The 17,379-nt window shown below is 57.5% G+C and carries 11 protein-coding genes and 2 pseudogenes; 6 read left to right on the plus strand and 7 right to left on the minus strand.

Annotated elements, in window-relative coordinates; translation table 11 throughout:
* Window positions 1–85 precede the first annotated feature (85 nt).
* A complete protein-coding gene (locus AC3IUA_RS16495; protein WP_489355421.1) occupies window positions 86–4,975 on the minus strand; it encodes a dermonecrotic toxin domain-containing protein in 4,890 nt (1,629 codons plus the stop codon).
* 253 nt (window positions 4,976–5,228) lie between these two features.
* On the opposite strand from AC3IUA_RS16495, the gene AC3IUA_RS16500 reads away from it, so the two are divergent.
* Together AC3IUA_RS16500 and AC3IUA_RS16505 are read left to right on the plus strand one after the other, a co-directional pair.
* On the plus strand, window positions 5,229–6,974 hold the full coding sequence (locus AC3IUA_RS16500) for a phosphoethanolamine transferase CptA (RefSeq protein WP_489355422.1): 1,746 nt from the start codon (window positions 5,229–5,231) through the stop codon (window positions 6,972–6,974).
* Between the two features lie 212 nt (window positions 6,975–7,186).
* Window positions 7,187–8,236, plus strand: a pseudogene (locus tag AC3IUA_RS16505) (TonB-dependent siderophore receptor); the annotation flags it as partial.
* A 286-nt stretch (window positions 8,237–8,522) separates the two neighbouring features.
* Here AC3IUA_RS16505 and AC3IUA_RS16510 read toward each other — a convergent pair.
* From AC3IUA_RS16510 to zapE, 3 genes are all read right to left on the minus strand, one after another.
* Entirely contained in the window at window positions 8,523–9,014 is a 492-nt protein-coding gene (locus AC3IUA_RS16510) for a GNAT family N-acetyltransferase (protein ID WP_489355424.1), read from the minus strand.
* Between the two features lie 156 nt (window positions 9,015–9,170).
* The gene (locus tag AC3IUA_RS16515; protein WP_489355426.1) at window positions 9,171–9,752 is read right to left on the minus strand and encodes a DinB family protein; all 582 of its coding nucleotides are present in this window, start codon (window positions 9,750–9,752) and stop codon (window positions 9,171–9,173) included.
* A gap of 19 nt (window positions 9,753–9,771) precedes the next feature.
* Window positions 9,772–10,893, minus strand: a complete 1,122-nt coding sequence (gene zapE, locus AC3IUA_RS16520) for a cell division protein ZapE (RefSeq protein ID WP_489355428.1) — start codon at window positions 10,891–10,893, stop codon at window positions 9,772–9,774.
* 366 nt (window positions 10,894–11,259) lie between these two features.
* Here zapE and AC3IUA_RS16525 point away from each other — a divergent pair, with 366 nt between their 5' ends.
* Window positions 11,260–11,481 (plus strand): hypothetical protein, encoded by a 222-nt coding sequence (locus AC3IUA_RS16525; RefSeq protein ID WP_489355430.1) that lies wholly within the window; start codon window positions 11,260–11,262, stop codon window positions 11,479–11,481.
* Window positions 11,482–11,761: 280 nt separating this feature from the next.
* Here AC3IUA_RS16525 and speB read toward each other — a convergent pair whose 3' ends face one another.
* Window positions 11,762–12,721 (minus strand): agmatinase, encoded by a 960-nt coding sequence (gene speB, locus AC3IUA_RS16530; protein ID WP_489355432.1) that lies wholly within the window; start codon window positions 12,719–12,721, stop codon window positions 11,762–11,764.
* A 10-nt stretch (window positions 12,722–12,731) separates the two neighbouring features.
* A complete protein-coding gene (locus AC3IUA_RS16535; protein ID WP_489355434.1) occupies window positions 12,732–13,826 on the minus strand; it encodes a polyamine ABC transporter substrate-binding protein in 1,095 nt (364 codons plus the stop codon).
* Between the two features lie 101 nt (window positions 13,827–13,927).
* On the opposite strand from AC3IUA_RS16535, the gene AC3IUA_RS16540 reads away from it, so the two are divergent.
* The gene (locus tag AC3IUA_RS16540) at window positions 13,928–14,827 is read left to right on the plus strand and encodes a LysR family transcriptional regulator (RefSeq protein WP_489355435.1); all 900 of its coding nucleotides are present in this window, start codon (window positions 13,928–13,930) and stop codon (window positions 14,825–14,827) included.
* A 58-nt stretch (window positions 14,828–14,885) separates the two neighbouring features.
* Window positions 14,886–15,149, plus strand: a pseudogene (locus tag AC3IUA_RS16545) (LEA type 2 family protein); the annotation flags it as partial.
* Window positions 15,150–15,456: 307 nt separating this feature from the next.
* On the opposite strand, the gene AC3IUA_RS16550 reads toward AC3IUA_RS16545, so the two are convergent.
* Entirely contained in the window at window positions 15,457–16,383 is a 927-nt protein-coding gene (locus tag AC3IUA_RS16550; RefSeq protein WP_489355437.1) for a carbon-nitrogen hydrolase family protein, read from the minus strand.
* 85 nt (window positions 16,384–16,468) lie between these two features.
* Between AC3IUA_RS16550 and AC3IUA_RS16555 the strand changes: the two genes are divergently transcribed.
* Window positions 16,469–17,377 (plus strand): LysR family transcriptional regulator, encoded by a 909-nt coding sequence (locus AC3IUA_RS16555; RefSeq protein ID WP_489355439.1) that lies wholly within the window; start codon window positions 16,469–16,471, stop codon window positions 17,375–17,377.
* Window positions 17,378–17,379 lie beyond the last annotated feature (2 nt).

Raw genomic sequence — 17,379 nt, forward strand, 5'->3', positions numbered from 1 at the left:
TTCCTGTTGATTGAGTCTTCCATCGCAACTAAAGTTGCTGGTGTTTGCAGGTCAACCCTCATGCATGAGGGTTGCCAGCCATTCGTTACGCTCTGGGGGGGTGAGGATCGAAGAAGTATCTCTTCGAAAACTCCGTTTTCATCGTGCCCGGATAAATAACTTTTCCCGGACCAATAGCGGGGTTAGTCAACTGATCCTTGACGGTCATGAATCTCAAGCTTTTCAGTTTCAGGTGGGCCTCCATCATGCTACCGATCGTTTTGGTCGAGCAATGAAAGTGTGCATACCACAAAACACTTTCAACGTTTCCAGACCTGCTGTCGAGCACCTCGTATTCAAGCAGGAAATCCGTTTTGTTCGGTGTAGATTTATCGACCCAGGACGATTTTCCAACACGCACTTCACCTTGGCTTAGCAGATATTCGAAGCTTCCTGCATTAGGTGGCAATGTCCTGGTTACATCAATACGCAGCCGTTTCCCTTCTTTGACCAGATTTTCACTTGCACTCTTCAGACCTTGATACACTTTGACCGCAGCCCCTCGATCAGGACCTGTAACATCTTTCATCTTTTGCTGGATATCCGCAGCCATTTCATCCAGTTTTTTTGCCTGAGCCAGGAACCTGTCTTCCAGACTGGCTGGCTCACGGTACAAATACGCGTCTTGTCTATAAGTGCCTATAAGTTTAACGACGCCATTGACCAGTTTCTCGCCCTTTTCTATCAGCGTGCGCAATCCCGGAACGGTTCTCGGCAATTGCGGCGTTGCGGGTTGCTCGACTATTCGCTGCTGGTAAAAGTCTTCAGCCTCATGCTTGTAGTAAATAATGTCTTCTCCGGTTTCGACATTCTTTACCGCAACCGCTTCGTCAGGCTCACTCGCCGTTATTTCCCGAGCGTCGCCCATTCGGTAACCTTCCGACGTTTTGATCAGGCGCTCATTGGGGCGCTTGATCCTCTTTCTGGTTTTTTTCGACGGTTCCCTTGCACTGGGTCCGGGCTCTACCGGGGCAGATTCATCCTGCACATCCTCACTGATAGACTCGGATAACTCTTTTTCCGCTATAGCCCGCAAGTGCTTCAAGGCGTCAAGAAATTTCTGGAGAAAGACCTGCGGCACATAACTTTGTCGGTCGTCGACTTTTTTAAGGTTGCCTGCCATCAATTCCGCGTCATTGTAAACATTGACAGCCTCCTGAAGCAGGCCGATACGTTGGCTTGGTTCAAAGCCCTGCGTCGAGTCCAACTTCAATACATTAGTTGTCACTTCTGCCAACTTCGCTTTACCCAGCCCTTCCAGACCCGCCACTTCGACGAGGCTGGGTTCAAGCGCTGGATCTCCCGCCAGCACACCGCGTAAACCAACCAATTCATTAACCGTTAACCACTCGGTTGTCTTGATGCGTTTCTCAAGCGCGTTTTTTAGCAACTGAGTGAGTTCGGACAAATAGCCGGTTCTTTGTAAAAGGCCCTTTTTCGTACTCTCATCCAGGGCCTCAAGCTCTGTCATTGTCTGCTCGAGTCTGGCACTGACTCTGATCCGTTCGGGATATCCGTTGAGTACTCGCTTCCTGATTTCCAGTAATGCGCTGTAAGGCACATCAGTGGTGGCTGTCCTGAGTTTAAAGGCCAGCGGAAACACCTCTTTTTCAGAAACCCCTAACTCCGGCCATATCCCCGACAACCTGATCAGTTCCTCATCGACAACACCATAACTGGTGACAATCTTCTGCAGATTTTCAAGTATCTCATCACAATTATAATGTTTATCCTTTCCAAGTAGCGTTGCAACCTCCTCAAGTAGACCGATCCGATTCAAATGACCATCAAGGAATAACCTGGCTTTTTTCTTGTAATCTATATCCGCATTGCGCAGCGCCCTCTTGAGCGCTTCCAGTTTCGTCTCGAGCCGACTACGCTCAGGGCCGACAGGCATCTCAGTTGGTACAGCGTTGCGCTTGACATCCGTTGCTACAAGGCCCGCATTCTCAAAGGCGTCCTGCGTATTTTTTTTTGCTTGTTCTATGCCAGCGCGCAACTCGGATATACGTTCATTCAGCTTCCTGACTTTTATCGCACATTCGCCACGTCGAGCTCGCAGGTCCGGATCAGCGAATACATCAGCCAAATACCGGCTCATTCCCGGCCCGCCCCCACGCACGCGAAACTCCGGTGCTATATCCCAAAGATCCTGACCATTGTTTTTCAACTCCAGCCAATTTATCGGCGCCCCAAGGTTATCGAGAACCCGCACATTCTCACCCTGAGCAGGAGAAACACGTGCCCAACCGTGACCACCGATACGACCCGGAACTTTTGCATACCAACGTCCATCGACCGCCTCTATCCCTTTTGGCACCGGCGCGGTAATGACTGGCCCGACGGCCTCCTGGCGGGTACTGATAAATCGCTCAAGCAATAGACGTGAGTTCCCGGAAATCGGCATGGAGAAATCCAGCACGGTGTCGGTAAGGGCACTGGCCGCACCTGGCCCGATAGGCGGTTTCAGCTGCGCCGTGACCACAACAGCACCCGGCCTGGATATGACAGGATTAGGCTCGAAGGGTTTGACCGGCGCGCCGAAACCGGGAGCAAGACGATGGACCAACAAGGCCATCGCCAGATTGATCAACACGTTGAAGGACAAATCCTGTAGCGGTTCGCTGTCGCCATCAGCCAGTGACTGCAACGTCTGTAAAACAGTAGTCTCCAGGACAAACAACCAGCCAACGGTTGCTGCGGGCCCGCTGACAAATGGCAATACCAGGTTAAGCACAAAATTGAAGCTGAGCAGTCCCATTTCTTTAAGCGTATTCCAACGGTACTCGGCATTTGACAGCGTTTGTTCATCGGCCAGGTCAGCCAGCACTTTGGCGTTTGCTTCGTACAAATGAGTCAGCACATCGCCACTCAGTACTTGTTTGTCGAGCTCGGCGGGTGTCGACGGGAGAAGATCCACATCGAGTATGACGCCGACCGGATGAGGCTCGCGAAATCCTCCGTTGTCGTAGATTTTCCGGTCATCGGGCGCTAACCAGTCCAGGACAGTTTTTTGCAGGGACGGATCAGGCCGTCTACCCTTGGGAACCTCAGCCATTGGCCGAGGGTTATTGCTCACGATCTCCTCCATCAAGGCATCGAGCGAAGCAAACTCAATCAGTTGTTCAATATAAAGAGGCCTGTACAGAATGTGCGGGCCGACTGTTACGTCTGCGGGCCCGAATACAAACATATTGGAAACCACCTGTACCTGATTCGACGCATTGGTTTTAAACGCCAAGGGCCTGATCACGATTTCTTTCCCGGTGACGCGTCTGGCTTGCGGCTCGCGCTCCATGATTGCCGTCACACAACGATAGCCGGCGTCGGTAAACCCCGAGCGTTCGCTGATCGTGTTCTCGAGTGCCAACATCGGCAGTTGAATGCGCAAATCATCGGCGAAGAGTTTTTCGCGCCTGGCCTTCTGTACCGGATCATCGAGCAGCAGTCTTTTGATTTGTGCCGGATAGTTTTTACCGATGTCCGCGTTGCTGATCAGATCCCTGAGCGTATCCAGAGTCATCCAGGACGGCACAGGCAAGCCGTCTTTATGCTTGAATTCAGATGCCAGGAAGGGCAATCCGGCGAGGTTATTCAATGCTCGATGAGTCAGGCTTTGGGTGTCAGCGGTCAACCGCCCGAGTCCGGGGCCCAGGATCACCAGCACGCCTTCTTCGTTACGGTATTGGGTGACCTCGATCAGGTCCGGATTTACCACTTCACCATAGGCAGACATCCCATCTTCCAGGGCTTTTCTGGCGAACTCTTCGGGAGTGCTTAACCCATCCTTATAGGCCTGGCCTTTGGTCGCTTTCTGAAGAGCCGCCAGCCGAAACATGTAACGACTGTATTCCTGGGTTTGGGCAGCGTTCGCAAGCGTCGTCCACTCGGGCAACCGGGTGCTGACTTCGCCGTAAATCCTTTGTTCATAAGGACCGGGGTTGAGCTTTAGCAGATAGGGAGCCAGGTCCGTCAAGCGAGCATAGCGGTCTTCCAGCTCTTTCAGATCCTGTCCTGCCAATGGTCCGATAAGCCTTAGAAACTCAAGCTGATTATTGAGTAGTGCCTGGGCCTGAGTCACAAAGACATCGCCGATAGACTCATAGGGCTGCAGCTCCAATGCAGTGAACTCCAGAGTGCGCGACCATTTGTCCGCCTTTGCGTCCACGAAGGCTTGCACCGAGTCATAGGCCTGGATAGCACCGCCAGGTTCAAAGCTGACAACGAGGTCCCGACCATTGACCTGACGCGTTACCAATACCTCATAGAACAGGACCGAACGGGAGTCGCGCCCACTTCGGGCCTGGTAATCAATGAGAAAGGCTTGGGCGCAGTCTTGCCCATAATCTGTGATGCGCTCCGGTTTGGCAGGGCAATAGATGACTTGCAAGAGTGTGTCGATCTGCTCTTGATCCAGAAAGGAGCCGCTGCCCGCGGGCCCTATGCTGACCAGCAGTGCAGTTCTGAGTACATCGCTGAGCCATTGCCAGCGGCTGGTGCCTTCGACTGCCGGCTCATTCCAGTAATCGGTCAAGGCTTGCTGCAGTGCCGCAACCATGACCATGGGCAATCGGCGCAAAAGATCTTCGACTTCGCGCATCTCTACCTCTATGCGCTGGTTCTGTGCATCGCTCAGGAAGTGCTCGGGGGTGAAATACAACTGTGCCTTGGCGGTAATGCTGTGGATCATCACCTCCAGCAGCGGGGTTGTTGTGTAGCGGGCGATTCGGGTGCCCTGCTCGTCACTGACCCAATCGGGGGCATTGACGGTGGTCGTGAGAACGTTGATTTGCAGTGTCGGATATCTATTGTTCAGCGCCGCGCTGAATTGTTTCAACGCCGCCGATATCACTATCGGTCGGTCCTTGAACTCCTGAGAGACCGCCTGTGCCAACGTGTCGGAGGCTGTTTGCGTTGTGTCCGTTGTGTCTGTCATTTAAACATCCTGTTGTTATGTATTGAGCCGCAGGCCCCCCTGGCCTGCTTGAACAGGATGTAATGCGATTCCGTTGGTCACCGTGCTGTAACTAAATACCCCGCCAGCTGTCACATTCGGTCGACTCACGCTTTTTTCACATTTATTTGTCGATACTCCTGAACACTATGGCTGCCCGATTTTCGGGCGTTTTTTTGTCGCTGGCGCGTAGAAATCTCCAGCGGTTGAAGTAATTAATCGGCTGGAGCCCTGAATGGCGATGTTTAAACGCAGCAGTACGTCTGCGAAAGGTTTTGATTGGGCGGGCTTGGGCTGGCTGTTCCTGTTCTTCTGGTATTTTTCCGGCATTACCCAACTGCTGATCCTGCTGACCGGCACCTCCGGCTTCTCCGGATTTCGTCAGGCCTTCCTGATGAGTGCCGTGTGGCTGGCGCCGATGCTGCTGTTTCCAGCCCGCACTCGTTTGCTGGCGGCGCTGATTGGCGTGGTCTTGTGGGCCTGCTCGATGGCGAGCCTGGGTTACTTCTTCGTCTATCAGCAAGAGTTCTCGCAAAGCGTCATCTTCATCATGTTCGAGTCGAACATCTCTGAAGCCGGCGAGTACATGACTCAATACTTTGCCTGGTGGATCGTCCTGGGATTCATCGCCCACAGCGCTTTGGTGGTGTTTCTCTGGACCCGCTTGCGCCCGGTGTATCTGCCCCGTGGCCAGGCCTTCGTCACGGCCATGGCGATTCTGATTGCAGTGGTCGGCTACCCGCTGGTCAGGCAGGTGATGAAGAACGACACCCTGGACGGCGCCATCGAAAAATTCGAAACCCGGGTTGAACCCGCTGTGCCATGGCAGATGGTTGTCGCCTATCGCCGCTACACCCAGCAACTGGAAAACATGCAAGGCATGCTCGACAACGTCAGCAAGATCCCGCCGCTGCATAATCTCAAGGACGCCATGGCCAACCAGCCGGCGACCCTGGTGCTGGTAATCGGCGAGTCGACCAACCGCCAGCGCATGAGCCTGTATGGCTACCCTCGGGAAACCACCCCGGAACTGGACAAGCTCAAGGACCAATTGGCGGTTTTCGATAACGTCATCACCCCGCGCCCTTACACCATCGAGGCGCTGCAACAGGTATTGACCTTCGCCGACGAAGAAAACCCCGACCTGTACCTCAAGACCCCGTCGCTGGTCAGCGTGATGAAACAGGCAGGCTACAAGACCTGGTGGATCACCAACCAGCAGACCATGACCAAGCGCAACACCATGCTCACAACCTTCTCCGAGCAGGCCGACGAGCAGGTGTACCTCAATAACAACCGCAACCAGAACGCCCGCCAGTACGACGGCGATGTGCTGGAGCCGTTCTCCAGGGCATTGGCCGACAGCGCACCGCGCAAGTTGATCATCGTGCATCTGCTCGGCACGCACATGAGTTACCAGTACCGTTACCCGCCGACCTTCGACACGTTCACCGACCGCAAGGGCGTCCCGGACGGCGTGCGCGACGACCAGCTGCCGACCTACAACAGCTATGACAATGCCGTGCGGTACAACGACTTCGTGGTCTCGAGCCTGATCAAGGACTACGCCAGGACCGATCCGAACGGCTTCTTGCTGTACCTCTCCGACCACGGAGAAGACGTATTCGACTCCCCTGGCCATAGCACCTTGGGGCGCAACGAGGGCAAGCCGACGGCGCCCATGTACACCATTCCGTTCATGGCCTGGGCTTCGCCGAAATGGCGTGAAAGCCACGACTGGGATTTCACCGGTGACCTGTCCCGCCCTTACAGCAGCTCGCACTTCATCCATACCTGGGCGGACCTGGCCGGTTTGAGCTTTGACGAACTGGACCACAGCAAAAGCCTGATCCACGACGACTTCAAAGTGCGCCCTTTGCTGATCGGCAACCCGTATGAACGCAAACAGAAGGCCTTGATCGACTTCAGCCTGATGAAACCCAAGCACACGCCCGTCGATCCGGCAGTCGTCCTGAAGTAATCCTTTCGGGGGCTGGTTCCAGCCCCTCATTTTCTCTGGTAATCCCGCTACGACACCCTGCTTTGAGCCTCCTTCAGGAGGTTCAAAAAGCACCTTTTTGAATGCAAATACCAAAAAGTAATAATTATTATTCCTGTTTGCACTAAATCCCCTCCGCCCTTTTCGTCTTTGAGCAAACGGAATTTTTCAACGACGATAAGGAGACGGCTGCGATGTTCGCGCCTATCACCCGTTCCATGACCTTGACCCTGGGTCTTTGCAGTGCCGCCCTGAGCGCAGATGTGCTCGCTGAAACCGACGCCACCCGCGAGCCGGATGCAGCACCTGCAGCCCTGGAACTGGGAGCCACCAGCATCACCGCCCAAGGGCTGGGCACTACCACCGAAAACACCGGGTCCTACACCACGGGCGCGATGAGTACCGCGACCCGCCTGAACCTGTCGATCAAGGAAACCCCGCAATCGGTCTCGGTGATTACCCGGCAGCAGATGGACGATTTCAAACTCAATACCTTGTCCGAAGTCATGAGCCAGACCACCGGTATAGTGGTCAAGCACCTGGACTCCGACCGTGTGGACTACTCGTCCCGTGGCTACTCGATCGATAACTTCCAGATCGATGGCATGCTCAACACCTTCAGCCGCATGAAGTCCGACGCCGACACCATCATCTACGATCGCATCGAAGTGGTACGCGGGGCGACTGGCCTGACCACCGGCGCTGGCGATCCTTCGGCCACCGTCAACATGGTGCGCAAGCGTCCAACGCAAGAATGGGCGGCGCAAAGCGGTGTCAGTGGCGGCAGCTATGACGACTATTACAGCTACGTCGATGTCGGCGGTCCGCTGGCCTTCGATGGGAGGTTGCGTGGACGCAGCGTACTGGCCTATCGAGACAGCAAGTCGTTTCGCGACAACTACCAATTGCAGCGTGAAGTCGGCTACGGGATCCTCGAAGCCGATCTCACTGACAGCACGATTCTGGCCGTAGGCTATGACTATCAGGACAAACAGGTCGACGGCACGTCCTGGGGCTCCGTGCCGATCTGGAACTCCTCAGGCGCCAAGGCCAACCTGCCGCGCTCGACCAACATGGCGGCGCACTGGAGTTCCTGGCCGCTCAAGGACAAAACCGCTTTCGCCACCCTGGACCAACGCCTGGCGCATGACTGGCATTTGAAGGCGGCCTATACCCACCGCGAAAGTGACACTGACGGCAAGGTTTACTACGGCGGCGCGGGCTTTCCTAACCCTGATCGCAGCCTGCGGCAGCTCCTACAGGGGCTTGCAGACACCCCCACCCTTGCAGGTGCACACGGTCGGCGTAGGAGCTGGCGCAGCCTGCGATCTTTTCTGCGGACAGCACCATCGCAAAGATCAAAAGATCGCAGCCTGCGGCAGCTCCTACGGGGGCTTGCAGACACCCACCCTTGCAGGTGCACACGGTCGGCGTAGGAGCTGGCGCAGCCTGCGATCTTTTCTGCGGACAGCACCATCGCAAAGATCAAAAGATCGCAGCCTGCGGCAGCTCCTACAGCGCCAGGTTTCCCTACAATGCTTTGGTCCAGAACAGCATGCGGCCGTGGGCCGGGTCGAGCATCCCGGGGGCAAAACCGAATTTGGCGTAGGAGCCCTGAGCCACCTCATTGCCTTCGAGGACTTCCAGAGTGATTTTGCAGCAACCACGCTGACGAGCAATATCCTCGACCTTTCGCAGCATTTTCTGGCTCAAGCCAAGGCCGCGGTACTTCTTCATCACCGCCACGTCATGCACATTGACCAACGGACGGCAGGCAAAAGTCGAGAACCCTTCGAAACAGTTGACCAGCCCGGCCGGCTCGCCACCGACGAAGGCCAGCACACTAAAGGCATGAGGACGCTTGGCCAGTTCGCTGGGGAGGTTCTGCAATACATCGGCCGATAAGGGTTCACCACCGCCCATGGGGTCTTCTGCGTAGTGGTTCAGGAGCAAACCGATCGCCTCGGCATGCACCGGGTTGGTATAGCTGGCTTGTAGCACCAGAATTTCAGCGGATTCCATTTCCATCCTCGATCGCATAGTGATTTCCCTTTCCCAGTGCGTCTCCAGACGGCTGAAAAGGTCAATGACCTTATCGCGGCCGGACCCGTTCCGACAATACCCGTATGAAGTCAGCGTAGTCTTCGGGGTTATTCCCTCAGCGTAGTGGGCGGTGTCCTACGCCCCCCAAATCTGCTCCTCGGTCCAGCCCAGCTCGGCAAAGTCTTCGGCGCGCAACGCCGCTTCACCTGCACAGAAGAACTCGTCCAGTTGCGGCGGACTGACCGACGTCCCGCTGAGCATGGCATGGACTTGACCACGGTGGTGCAACTGGTGTTCGAACAAATGCGAGAGCATTCGCAGCCGGCTGTCGCGCTGCGGATGATCGCGGGCAATGGTCACCAGACGGCCCAGGTCCGCGTCCTGCAGTTGCTCGCAGTAGGCGATTAAACGTCGATCCACCAGGGCCTGTTCGCGCTTGAGGTCGGCGCTGGTATCGAAAGGTTCGTCTTGCGTGAAGAACACATAACAATCGGGATGCGGCGATAGACCACGCAGCTCCCGCTCCAGGGCATCCACATAAAACCAGTCGCAGGTCAGGATGTGATTGAGGGTGGCCTTGATGCTCGGAAAGAAGCTGACACGCTGCGCCACGAACTCAGCCTGGCTCAACTGCCCGCAGGCCTTGGCCAAGCGGTGATTGGCCCAGGCATTCTGGTAGGCCATGGTCAGCAAATGATGGGACAGCGGCTGGTCCACGGTGATACCTCCTTTGGTTTCAAAACCCTGAGCCGAAACGCTGCAATTGCATTTCTCGTAAACGACTGAGGGTACGACGAAACGCAAATTCCAGGTAACCCTCGGTGTACAACGACTCCATGGGCACCTGCGCCTCGATGTACAGCGGCACCTTACGGTCGTAACACTCATCGACCAACGCGATGAAGCGCCGCACGCTATCGTCATGTACCGACAACTCTGGCAACTCCCGGTCGCCGGCGTCGACTCGCTCGACCCCGTCTTCCGTACCGCGGGCAATCCGTCCGGGGCGTTTTTGTGCGCTGAGATTGGGTACTTCACTTAAAAGAATAGCGCTGAACCTGTCGCACAAGGCCATGAAGTCCATCGCCGCAAAGGGTTGTTCACACAGGTCGGCATAACGGCACCAAAGTACTGTGACGCTGGACCGCATGGCTGTAACAGAGCGATATCCGATGCTGACTGCTTCACTGGAAACCGCTTGCCCGACAGTCAGCCCCTTGAACACCTCGCTTGTGGGGCCTGGCTGGCCCGAGGCATTGACCCGATAACGCTGAATCCCGACCCCCGGATGCAAACGATGGTCCTCGGCGCCATTCACCGCCAGCACCTGCATATGATTGTTGATCGCGGCTATCGCCGGCAGAAATCGATCACGGTTGAAGCCATCGGCATAGAGCTGTTCTGGCGGCTGATTGGAAGTGGACACGATGACCACCCCCTCCTCGAACATCACCTGGAACAGGCGCCCGAGAATGATCGCGTCGCCGATGTCATTGACGAACAGCTCATCGAAACACAGCACCCGCACGTCCCCGCTGAGCTCTCGGGCCAGCGCTTGCAAGGGGTCTGCAGTGCCGGTCAGCTGGAATGAGCGCTGATGCACCCAGCCCATGAAATGGTGAAAATGCTGACGGCGGGCCGGGATGCGCAGGCTTTGGTAGAACTGGTCCATCAACCAGGTCTTGCCACGCCCGACCGGGCCCCACAGGTAAACCCCGGTGGCTTTCGTCTGATGCTGATGCAAGGCTTTATGGCACTGCTCAAGCGCCTGCACGACTTGCCATTGCGCATCATCCCTGACGAAGCCTTTTTGCTCGATGGCATGTTGGTAGGCGCTGAGGGGGGAATCGAAGGTCATACCGGCAGATGGGTCCAGGGCTGAAGCAGCGCAGTATGCCATGTCCCACGTAGCAGCTGCCGAAGGCAGCGGTCGGCCCCGCTGACCGGGCACTTTATTTACGTCTGCGCGCTGATCGACATACGAATATCCGCCAGGAGGTGTTACATGGTGTATCGGCCTCATTGAACGTCAACAACCTGTTCAATAAGCAGTACTGCGACAACGTCGACTTCTATAACAGCCCGCCCTGTAATTACTTGTCAGAATGTAATCTTTTCGCCACGCTGGCGTTAACTCCCACTTAATAGAAAGACCACACACTGCACCGGTGACTTCATATCACGTCCGAAATGGACACCACGCACGCTTGAGGGGAAACCCAGCATGAAACTTTCAACTCTGACCCTCGCTGGCCTTATGACCGTCAGTTCTGCCGCAGCCTTCGCCGAAGGGGGTGCTGAACGAATCAGGCAACATTGGGACAACTTTAATTTGAGTCAGCAACAAGTCCACGGTAAATCTGATAACACGGCGTCCGTCGACACGGTTAAAACCGCACCCGCCAATGACTATCAAATAGTAAAAGAACAAAAGCCCAGCACCTGACCCCACGCTGCAATCTATTAAACTCTGGCAATACCGCTCCTTTGGCAGAGATTAGCTTTGGCGTCCTTTTGGACGCCTTTTTTATGTCTTGCCAATCGGCTTCGCGGGCAAGTCGGATCGCCATTGTTCACCGAGCCGGACAAGGCCAAGCCGTGTTGACGGAAAGGCTCGGCGGCCCGAAAGCCGGCCTGTCTCTCGCGGATGTACACCGATCCACTGTGTGCGAGCCTGCTCGCGATATAGGTCTGAAGGTCACCGCACAATTGCGGCAAGCCCGGCCCTACCGATCCACCTTATGCCGCGCCGCATACAAACACAGCATCTCCATCGCCAGGGTTGCTGCCGCCAGTGAGGTGATGTCCGCACTGTCATAGGCGGGCGCGACTTCCACCACATCCATGCCCACCAGATTGATCCCGCGCAAACCGCCGAGAATCTCCAGCGCCTGCACCGTACTCAGCCCGCCACACACCGGCGTGCCAGTGCCGGGAGCGAACGCCGGGTCGAGGCAGTCGATGTCGAATGTCAGGTACACCGGGTTATCGCCGACCCGCTCGCGGATCGATTCGATGATTGCTTCGCAGCCGCGTCGATGCACCTGCCGCGCATCCAGCACCTCGAAGCCCTGATGGTCATCATTGGTGGTGCGCAAGCCGATCTGCACTGAACGCGAGGGGTCCACCAGCCCCTCCTTTGCCGCGTGCCAGAACATGGTGCCATGGTCGATGCGTTTGCCCTCTTCATCGGGCCAGGTGTCGCTGTGGGCGTCGAAATGGATCAGCGACAACGCGCCGTGCCGCCGGGCATGGGCCTTGAGCAGCGGATAGCTGATGAAGTGATCGCCACCAAAGGTCAGCATCGCACAACCGGCCGCGAGGATCTTCTCGGCATGCGCCTCGATGCTGTCCGGTACCGACTGCGGCGTGCCGGAGTCGAAACTGCAGTCGCCGTAATCGATCACCGCCAGATGATCGAACGGGTCAAAGGTCCACGGCCAATGCCGCTCCCAGGCGATTGCGCTGGAAGCACTGCGAATCCCCCGCGGCCCGAAACGCGCACCCGGGCGATTGCTGGTGGCGGTGTCGAACGGTACGCCGCTGACCACTACATCGACTCCGCGCAAGTCGCGGCTGTAACGACGGCGCATGAAACTGGTAATGCCGGCGTAGGTGCTTTCAGCGGCAGTCCCGTAGAGGCTGTCGCGGGTCATGGCCTGGTCGTTCAAATCGGCGATTTCCATGGAGAGATCCTTATTGTTGGCGGCTACGGAAAGTGGTCCACAGGCGGGTGCGCTGACGCATGTCCTTGAGGCTCATGCTGCGGTCGGCATACAGGCGCTCACGCACCTCGACGGGTGGATAGATGTCGACGTCCTCGCGTACAGCGGCATCCACCAAGGACGTTGCGGCCTGGTTGGCGCTGGCGAAGAACAGCGTATTGGTCAGCGCTGCCACCGATTCCGGACGCAGCATGAACTCGATAAAGGCCCGGGCGGCTTCCGGGTGTGGCGCGTCCTTGGGGATCGCCAGATTGTCCTGCCAGACCAGCGTGCCTTCCCGGGGAATCCGGTAGGCCACCTCGAACGGCTTGTCGGCCTTGCGTGCCTGATCGGCGGCCATGCTTGCGTCACCGTTGTAGGTCAGCGCCAGGCAGACACTGCCATTGGCCAGGTCACTGATTTGCCGCCCGCTGGCGACGTACAGCACCGAGGGCTGCAACTGATGCAGCAAGGCTTCGGCGGCAGCCAGATCCTTCTTGTCGGTGCTGTAGGGATCTTTGCCGAGGTAATGCAGCGCCAGCCCGATCACTTCCTGGGGTGAGTCCAGAATGGCGACTCCGCAGTCTTTCAACTTGCTGGCGTATTCGGGTTTGAACAGCAGGTCCAGGCTATTCAGGGCCACACCCGGCAGCCGCTGCTGCACCGCATCAACGTTCATGCCCAGGCCCAGCGTGCCCCAGGTGTAAGGCACGCCATAACGGTTGCCGGGATCGACCGCGGAAAGTTTTTCCAGCATGTCTGGATCGAGGTTGGCATAGCCTTTGAGACGGTCGCGGGGGATTTCCTGCAGAGCTCCGGCGGCCAGACCACGGGCCAGTACGCTGGACGACGGAACCACCACGTCATAGCCGCTGCCGCCGGTAAGCAGTTTGGTTTCCAGGACCTCCGGGGTATCGAAGGTGTCATAACGCACGTGGATGCCGGTTTCCTGTTCGAAACGCTGCAGCGCCTCGGGCGCTACATAATCGGCCCAACTGTAGAGATTGAGCACTTTGTCTTCGGCCACGACCGGAAGGGCCATGAACAACACCAGCGCGGGACAGCAAAACTTGAGGAGAGAACCCATGACGAGCACCTGCCGGGAGTGAGTGCCTGCAGCATGCGTCAGGTGATACATTGTAAAAATATTAAGTTTATTATCCTGACTTTATCCATGAGTAATGTTTGATGCTCGGTCAATTTCACGATCTGGACCTGCAGCTGCTGCGTTTATTTGTGAGCGTCGTCGAGTGCGGTGGCTTCAGCGCCGCCCAAGGCGAACTGGGCCTGAGTCAGTCGAGCATCAGCCAGCAGATGGCCAAGCTCGAAACCCGACTCGGATACCGACTGTGCAGTCGCGGCAAGGGCGGTTTCAAACTCACCCCCAAAGGCGAACAGCTACTCAGCGCGACTCGCGGGCTGTTTGACTCCATTGAAACGTTCCGCCATCAGTCCAACGGTATGGCCGGTCGATTGCTCGGTGACGTGCGCCTGGGCTTGTCCGAAGCCCTCGACCAGTCGGTCCTGAAACGGGTCGCCGAAGCGATTCGGCGCTTTCGCCAGCGGGATGAATCGGTGCGCATAGAGCTGATCAGCGCCATGCCTGGCGAGATGGAACGGCTGTTGCTGCAACAACGGCTGGACTTGGCGATCGGCTATTTCTCACAGGCCCAAAGCGCCTTCGACTACCGCCAGCTGTTCACGGAAACCCAGCACCTGTATTGCGCAAAAGATCATCCGCTGTTCACCAATGACGCGCCTGACGATGACGCGCTGCACAGCACCGACCGGGTCGATCACCCGTATCGCTTCCTGCGCAGCGACGAACCCTTCCAGGGCAAACTCTGCTCGGCGCGCTCGGAACAGGTCGAAGGCACACTCGCCTTCATCCTCTCCGGCAAACATGTCGGCTATCTGCCCAGCCACTTCGCCCGTTCCTGGGAGGACAAAGGCTTGCTCAGGGCCGTGCCTCGACCAGACCTGAGCTTTGAGGTGGCCTTTCACCTGGCCCGACATCGGGCCCAGGTGCCGGGGGATGCGCAGCGAGCATTCGAGGAGGATTTGCTGGCAGCGTTTTCCCTGAACTAGCTTGTGCAAGCGGCTACAGTGACCGAATCAACCAGAGCACATGTCCATGCGCAGAGTCCTTGAAGTCAACAAGCAGCCGCTGGCCGCTGGCGTAAGCGATCAACAGGGCACCATCGCGCGCTTCTCCGAAACAATCCTGACGGTGCCGGTAAGCGTCTCGACGTTTTCCGTGCTGCGCCAGACCCTCGGCCTGAGCCAGACGCAAAGCCTCGATAACTTGCCCTACGTGCTGCCCGGCAAACTCGCGGGCGGGCTGTTTGGCACCCTGCGTTTCGTCGATCATGGCAAACTCAGTCTGCCGCGTTCGACCGTCGCCTGGTAATCGGTACATTCATCGAACATGGAATCCACACCCACTTTGTACACCGAACGCCTGATCCTGCGCCCGCTGGAGTTGGCCGACGACGCGCTGACTTACCTGCGCGACAGCGCGCCGGCATGCGCCTGATCCGCACCGAAGTGCGCGGCTTTGTCAGCGGACGCTTGCCTTGTGAGGGTTAAGACGGTATCTACGCAGACCGTGTACACCCGCTAATGAGCGGGCGTATGCAATTCTTGTAGGAGCTGCCGATAGGCTGCGATCTTTTGATCTTGGCTGCGCAGCATTTCTATCGACGCAAACACTGGTCTCAATCCTTCACAAACCGCACCCCCGGCCTGGCCCGTTCATCCACGCTCAACTCGAACACATCCGGGCGCGCGTAGTGTCCGGTCACGTCGAAGTCGTAGCGGGCGCGGACCCGTTCATCCGTATCGATCTCGGCAGTCAACAGACCGGCTCCGCCCACCAGTGGCCCGGCAAGAATGTTGCCCATGGGGCCGACGATCACGCTGCCACCGGCAATCAGCGGGCGTTCGGCCGGCCAGTTGGCGATGTCCAGGCCCAGGGCTTGCGGTGAGTCCTGGACCTGACAGGCGCTGACCACGAAACAACGCCCTTCGTGAGCAATATGGCGCATGCTGACCTGCCACATTTCCCGCTCATCCACCGTCGGCGCGCACCAGATTTCCACGCCCTTGGCGTACATCGCAGTGCGCAGCAGCGGCATCATGTTTTCCCAACACACCGCGCCACCGATTCGTCCGACTTTGCTATCGATCACCGGCAAGGTCGAGCCGTCACCCTTACCCCAGATCAGTCGCTCGGTGCCGGTGGGCATCAGTTTGCGGTGTTTGGCCACCAGTCCGCCCTGTGGTTCGAAATACAGCACCGTGCAATACAGCGTGCTGCCGGAGCGCTCGATCACTCCCAGCACCAGACTGGCGCCGGCACGTGCCGACAATCCAGCCAAGGCTTCGGTTTCAACGCCGGGGACATCGATGGCGTTGGCGAAATAGCGGGCAAAGGCTTCTCGACCTTCCGGCAAGCGATACCCCAGTTGCGTGCCGAATCCTTCGCCTTTGGGGTAGCCACCCAGCAAAGCTTCCGGCATCACCACCAGGCTCGCGCCAGATTCGAGGATGGCGCCTTCATAGGAAAGGATCTGTTCCAGGGTCTCGCCTTTGCCGCCGGGCAGAGAACCGATTTGCAGTGCAGCAACAATGGACTTGGGCATCGCGGTAACTCCATGAGCAATGAGGTGTTGCTCATTCTCCGGCCGCGACCGATCATGAATAAAGACCCGTTCACTGCTGAATGATATGAACCAGATGAATATCGCTAACGTCGACCTCAACTTGCTCAAGGCCTTCGAGGCGCTGCATGACGAGTCCAGCGCCAGCCGCGCGGCGCTGCGTCTGGGGGTGACGCAATCGGCCATGAGCGCGGCGTTGCGGCGGCTTCGGGACTTGTACGGCGATCAACTGTTCGTGCGTACGGGTCGCGGTCTGGCGCCGACGTTGCGGGCCAACCAGTTGAAACCGGTGGTCAGCGAAGCACTGAACAAGTGTCGGCAAAGCCTGGCGATGGTCGATCCGACTGCCAGTCACTACGAGGGCCGTTCGGTCACCGTCGGTCTATCCGATGACTTCGAGATCGCCTACGGTCGCCGGTTGATCGAGGAGGTTGCGCAACGTGCACCGAAACTGCGATTGATCTTTCGGCAAACCCACAGCCAGATCGTTGCCCAGGCCTTGATGGAGCGCAGTATCGACCTGGCAATCACCGCGGGTGGTTTTGCCGAGCGCATGCTCAGCCGCCAGGTGCTTGGCGAAGGCGGTTATCTGTGCCTGGTGGACCCGGCAAGCCTGGCTGACGGGCAGCATGAGATCGACCTCGACGAGTTCGTCAGGCGTGAGCACATCCTGGTTTCGTCGCAAGGGTTTATCGGGATTACCGACGAAGGATTGGCCGGGCTGGGACTGAGCCGACAGGTCTGCGCCTCGACCACCCACTTCGCCGCGCTGCCTTTTTTGCTCAAGGGCAGCCAGGCCGTGGCGACTATCCCGGGGCACGCTGCGCTGAGCATTGGCGCGCTAACCGGGCTGACGCTGCTGCCCTGCCCCGTAGAGTTGCCGCGCTATCCGATCGAACTGGGCTGGCGCACCAGCACACAGCTCGATCCGGTGGTGCTGAAGGTCCGCGAAGCCATATTGGCGTGTTTTGCGTAGGA

This window comes from Pseudomonas sp. KH_050 (assembly GCF_057838875.1).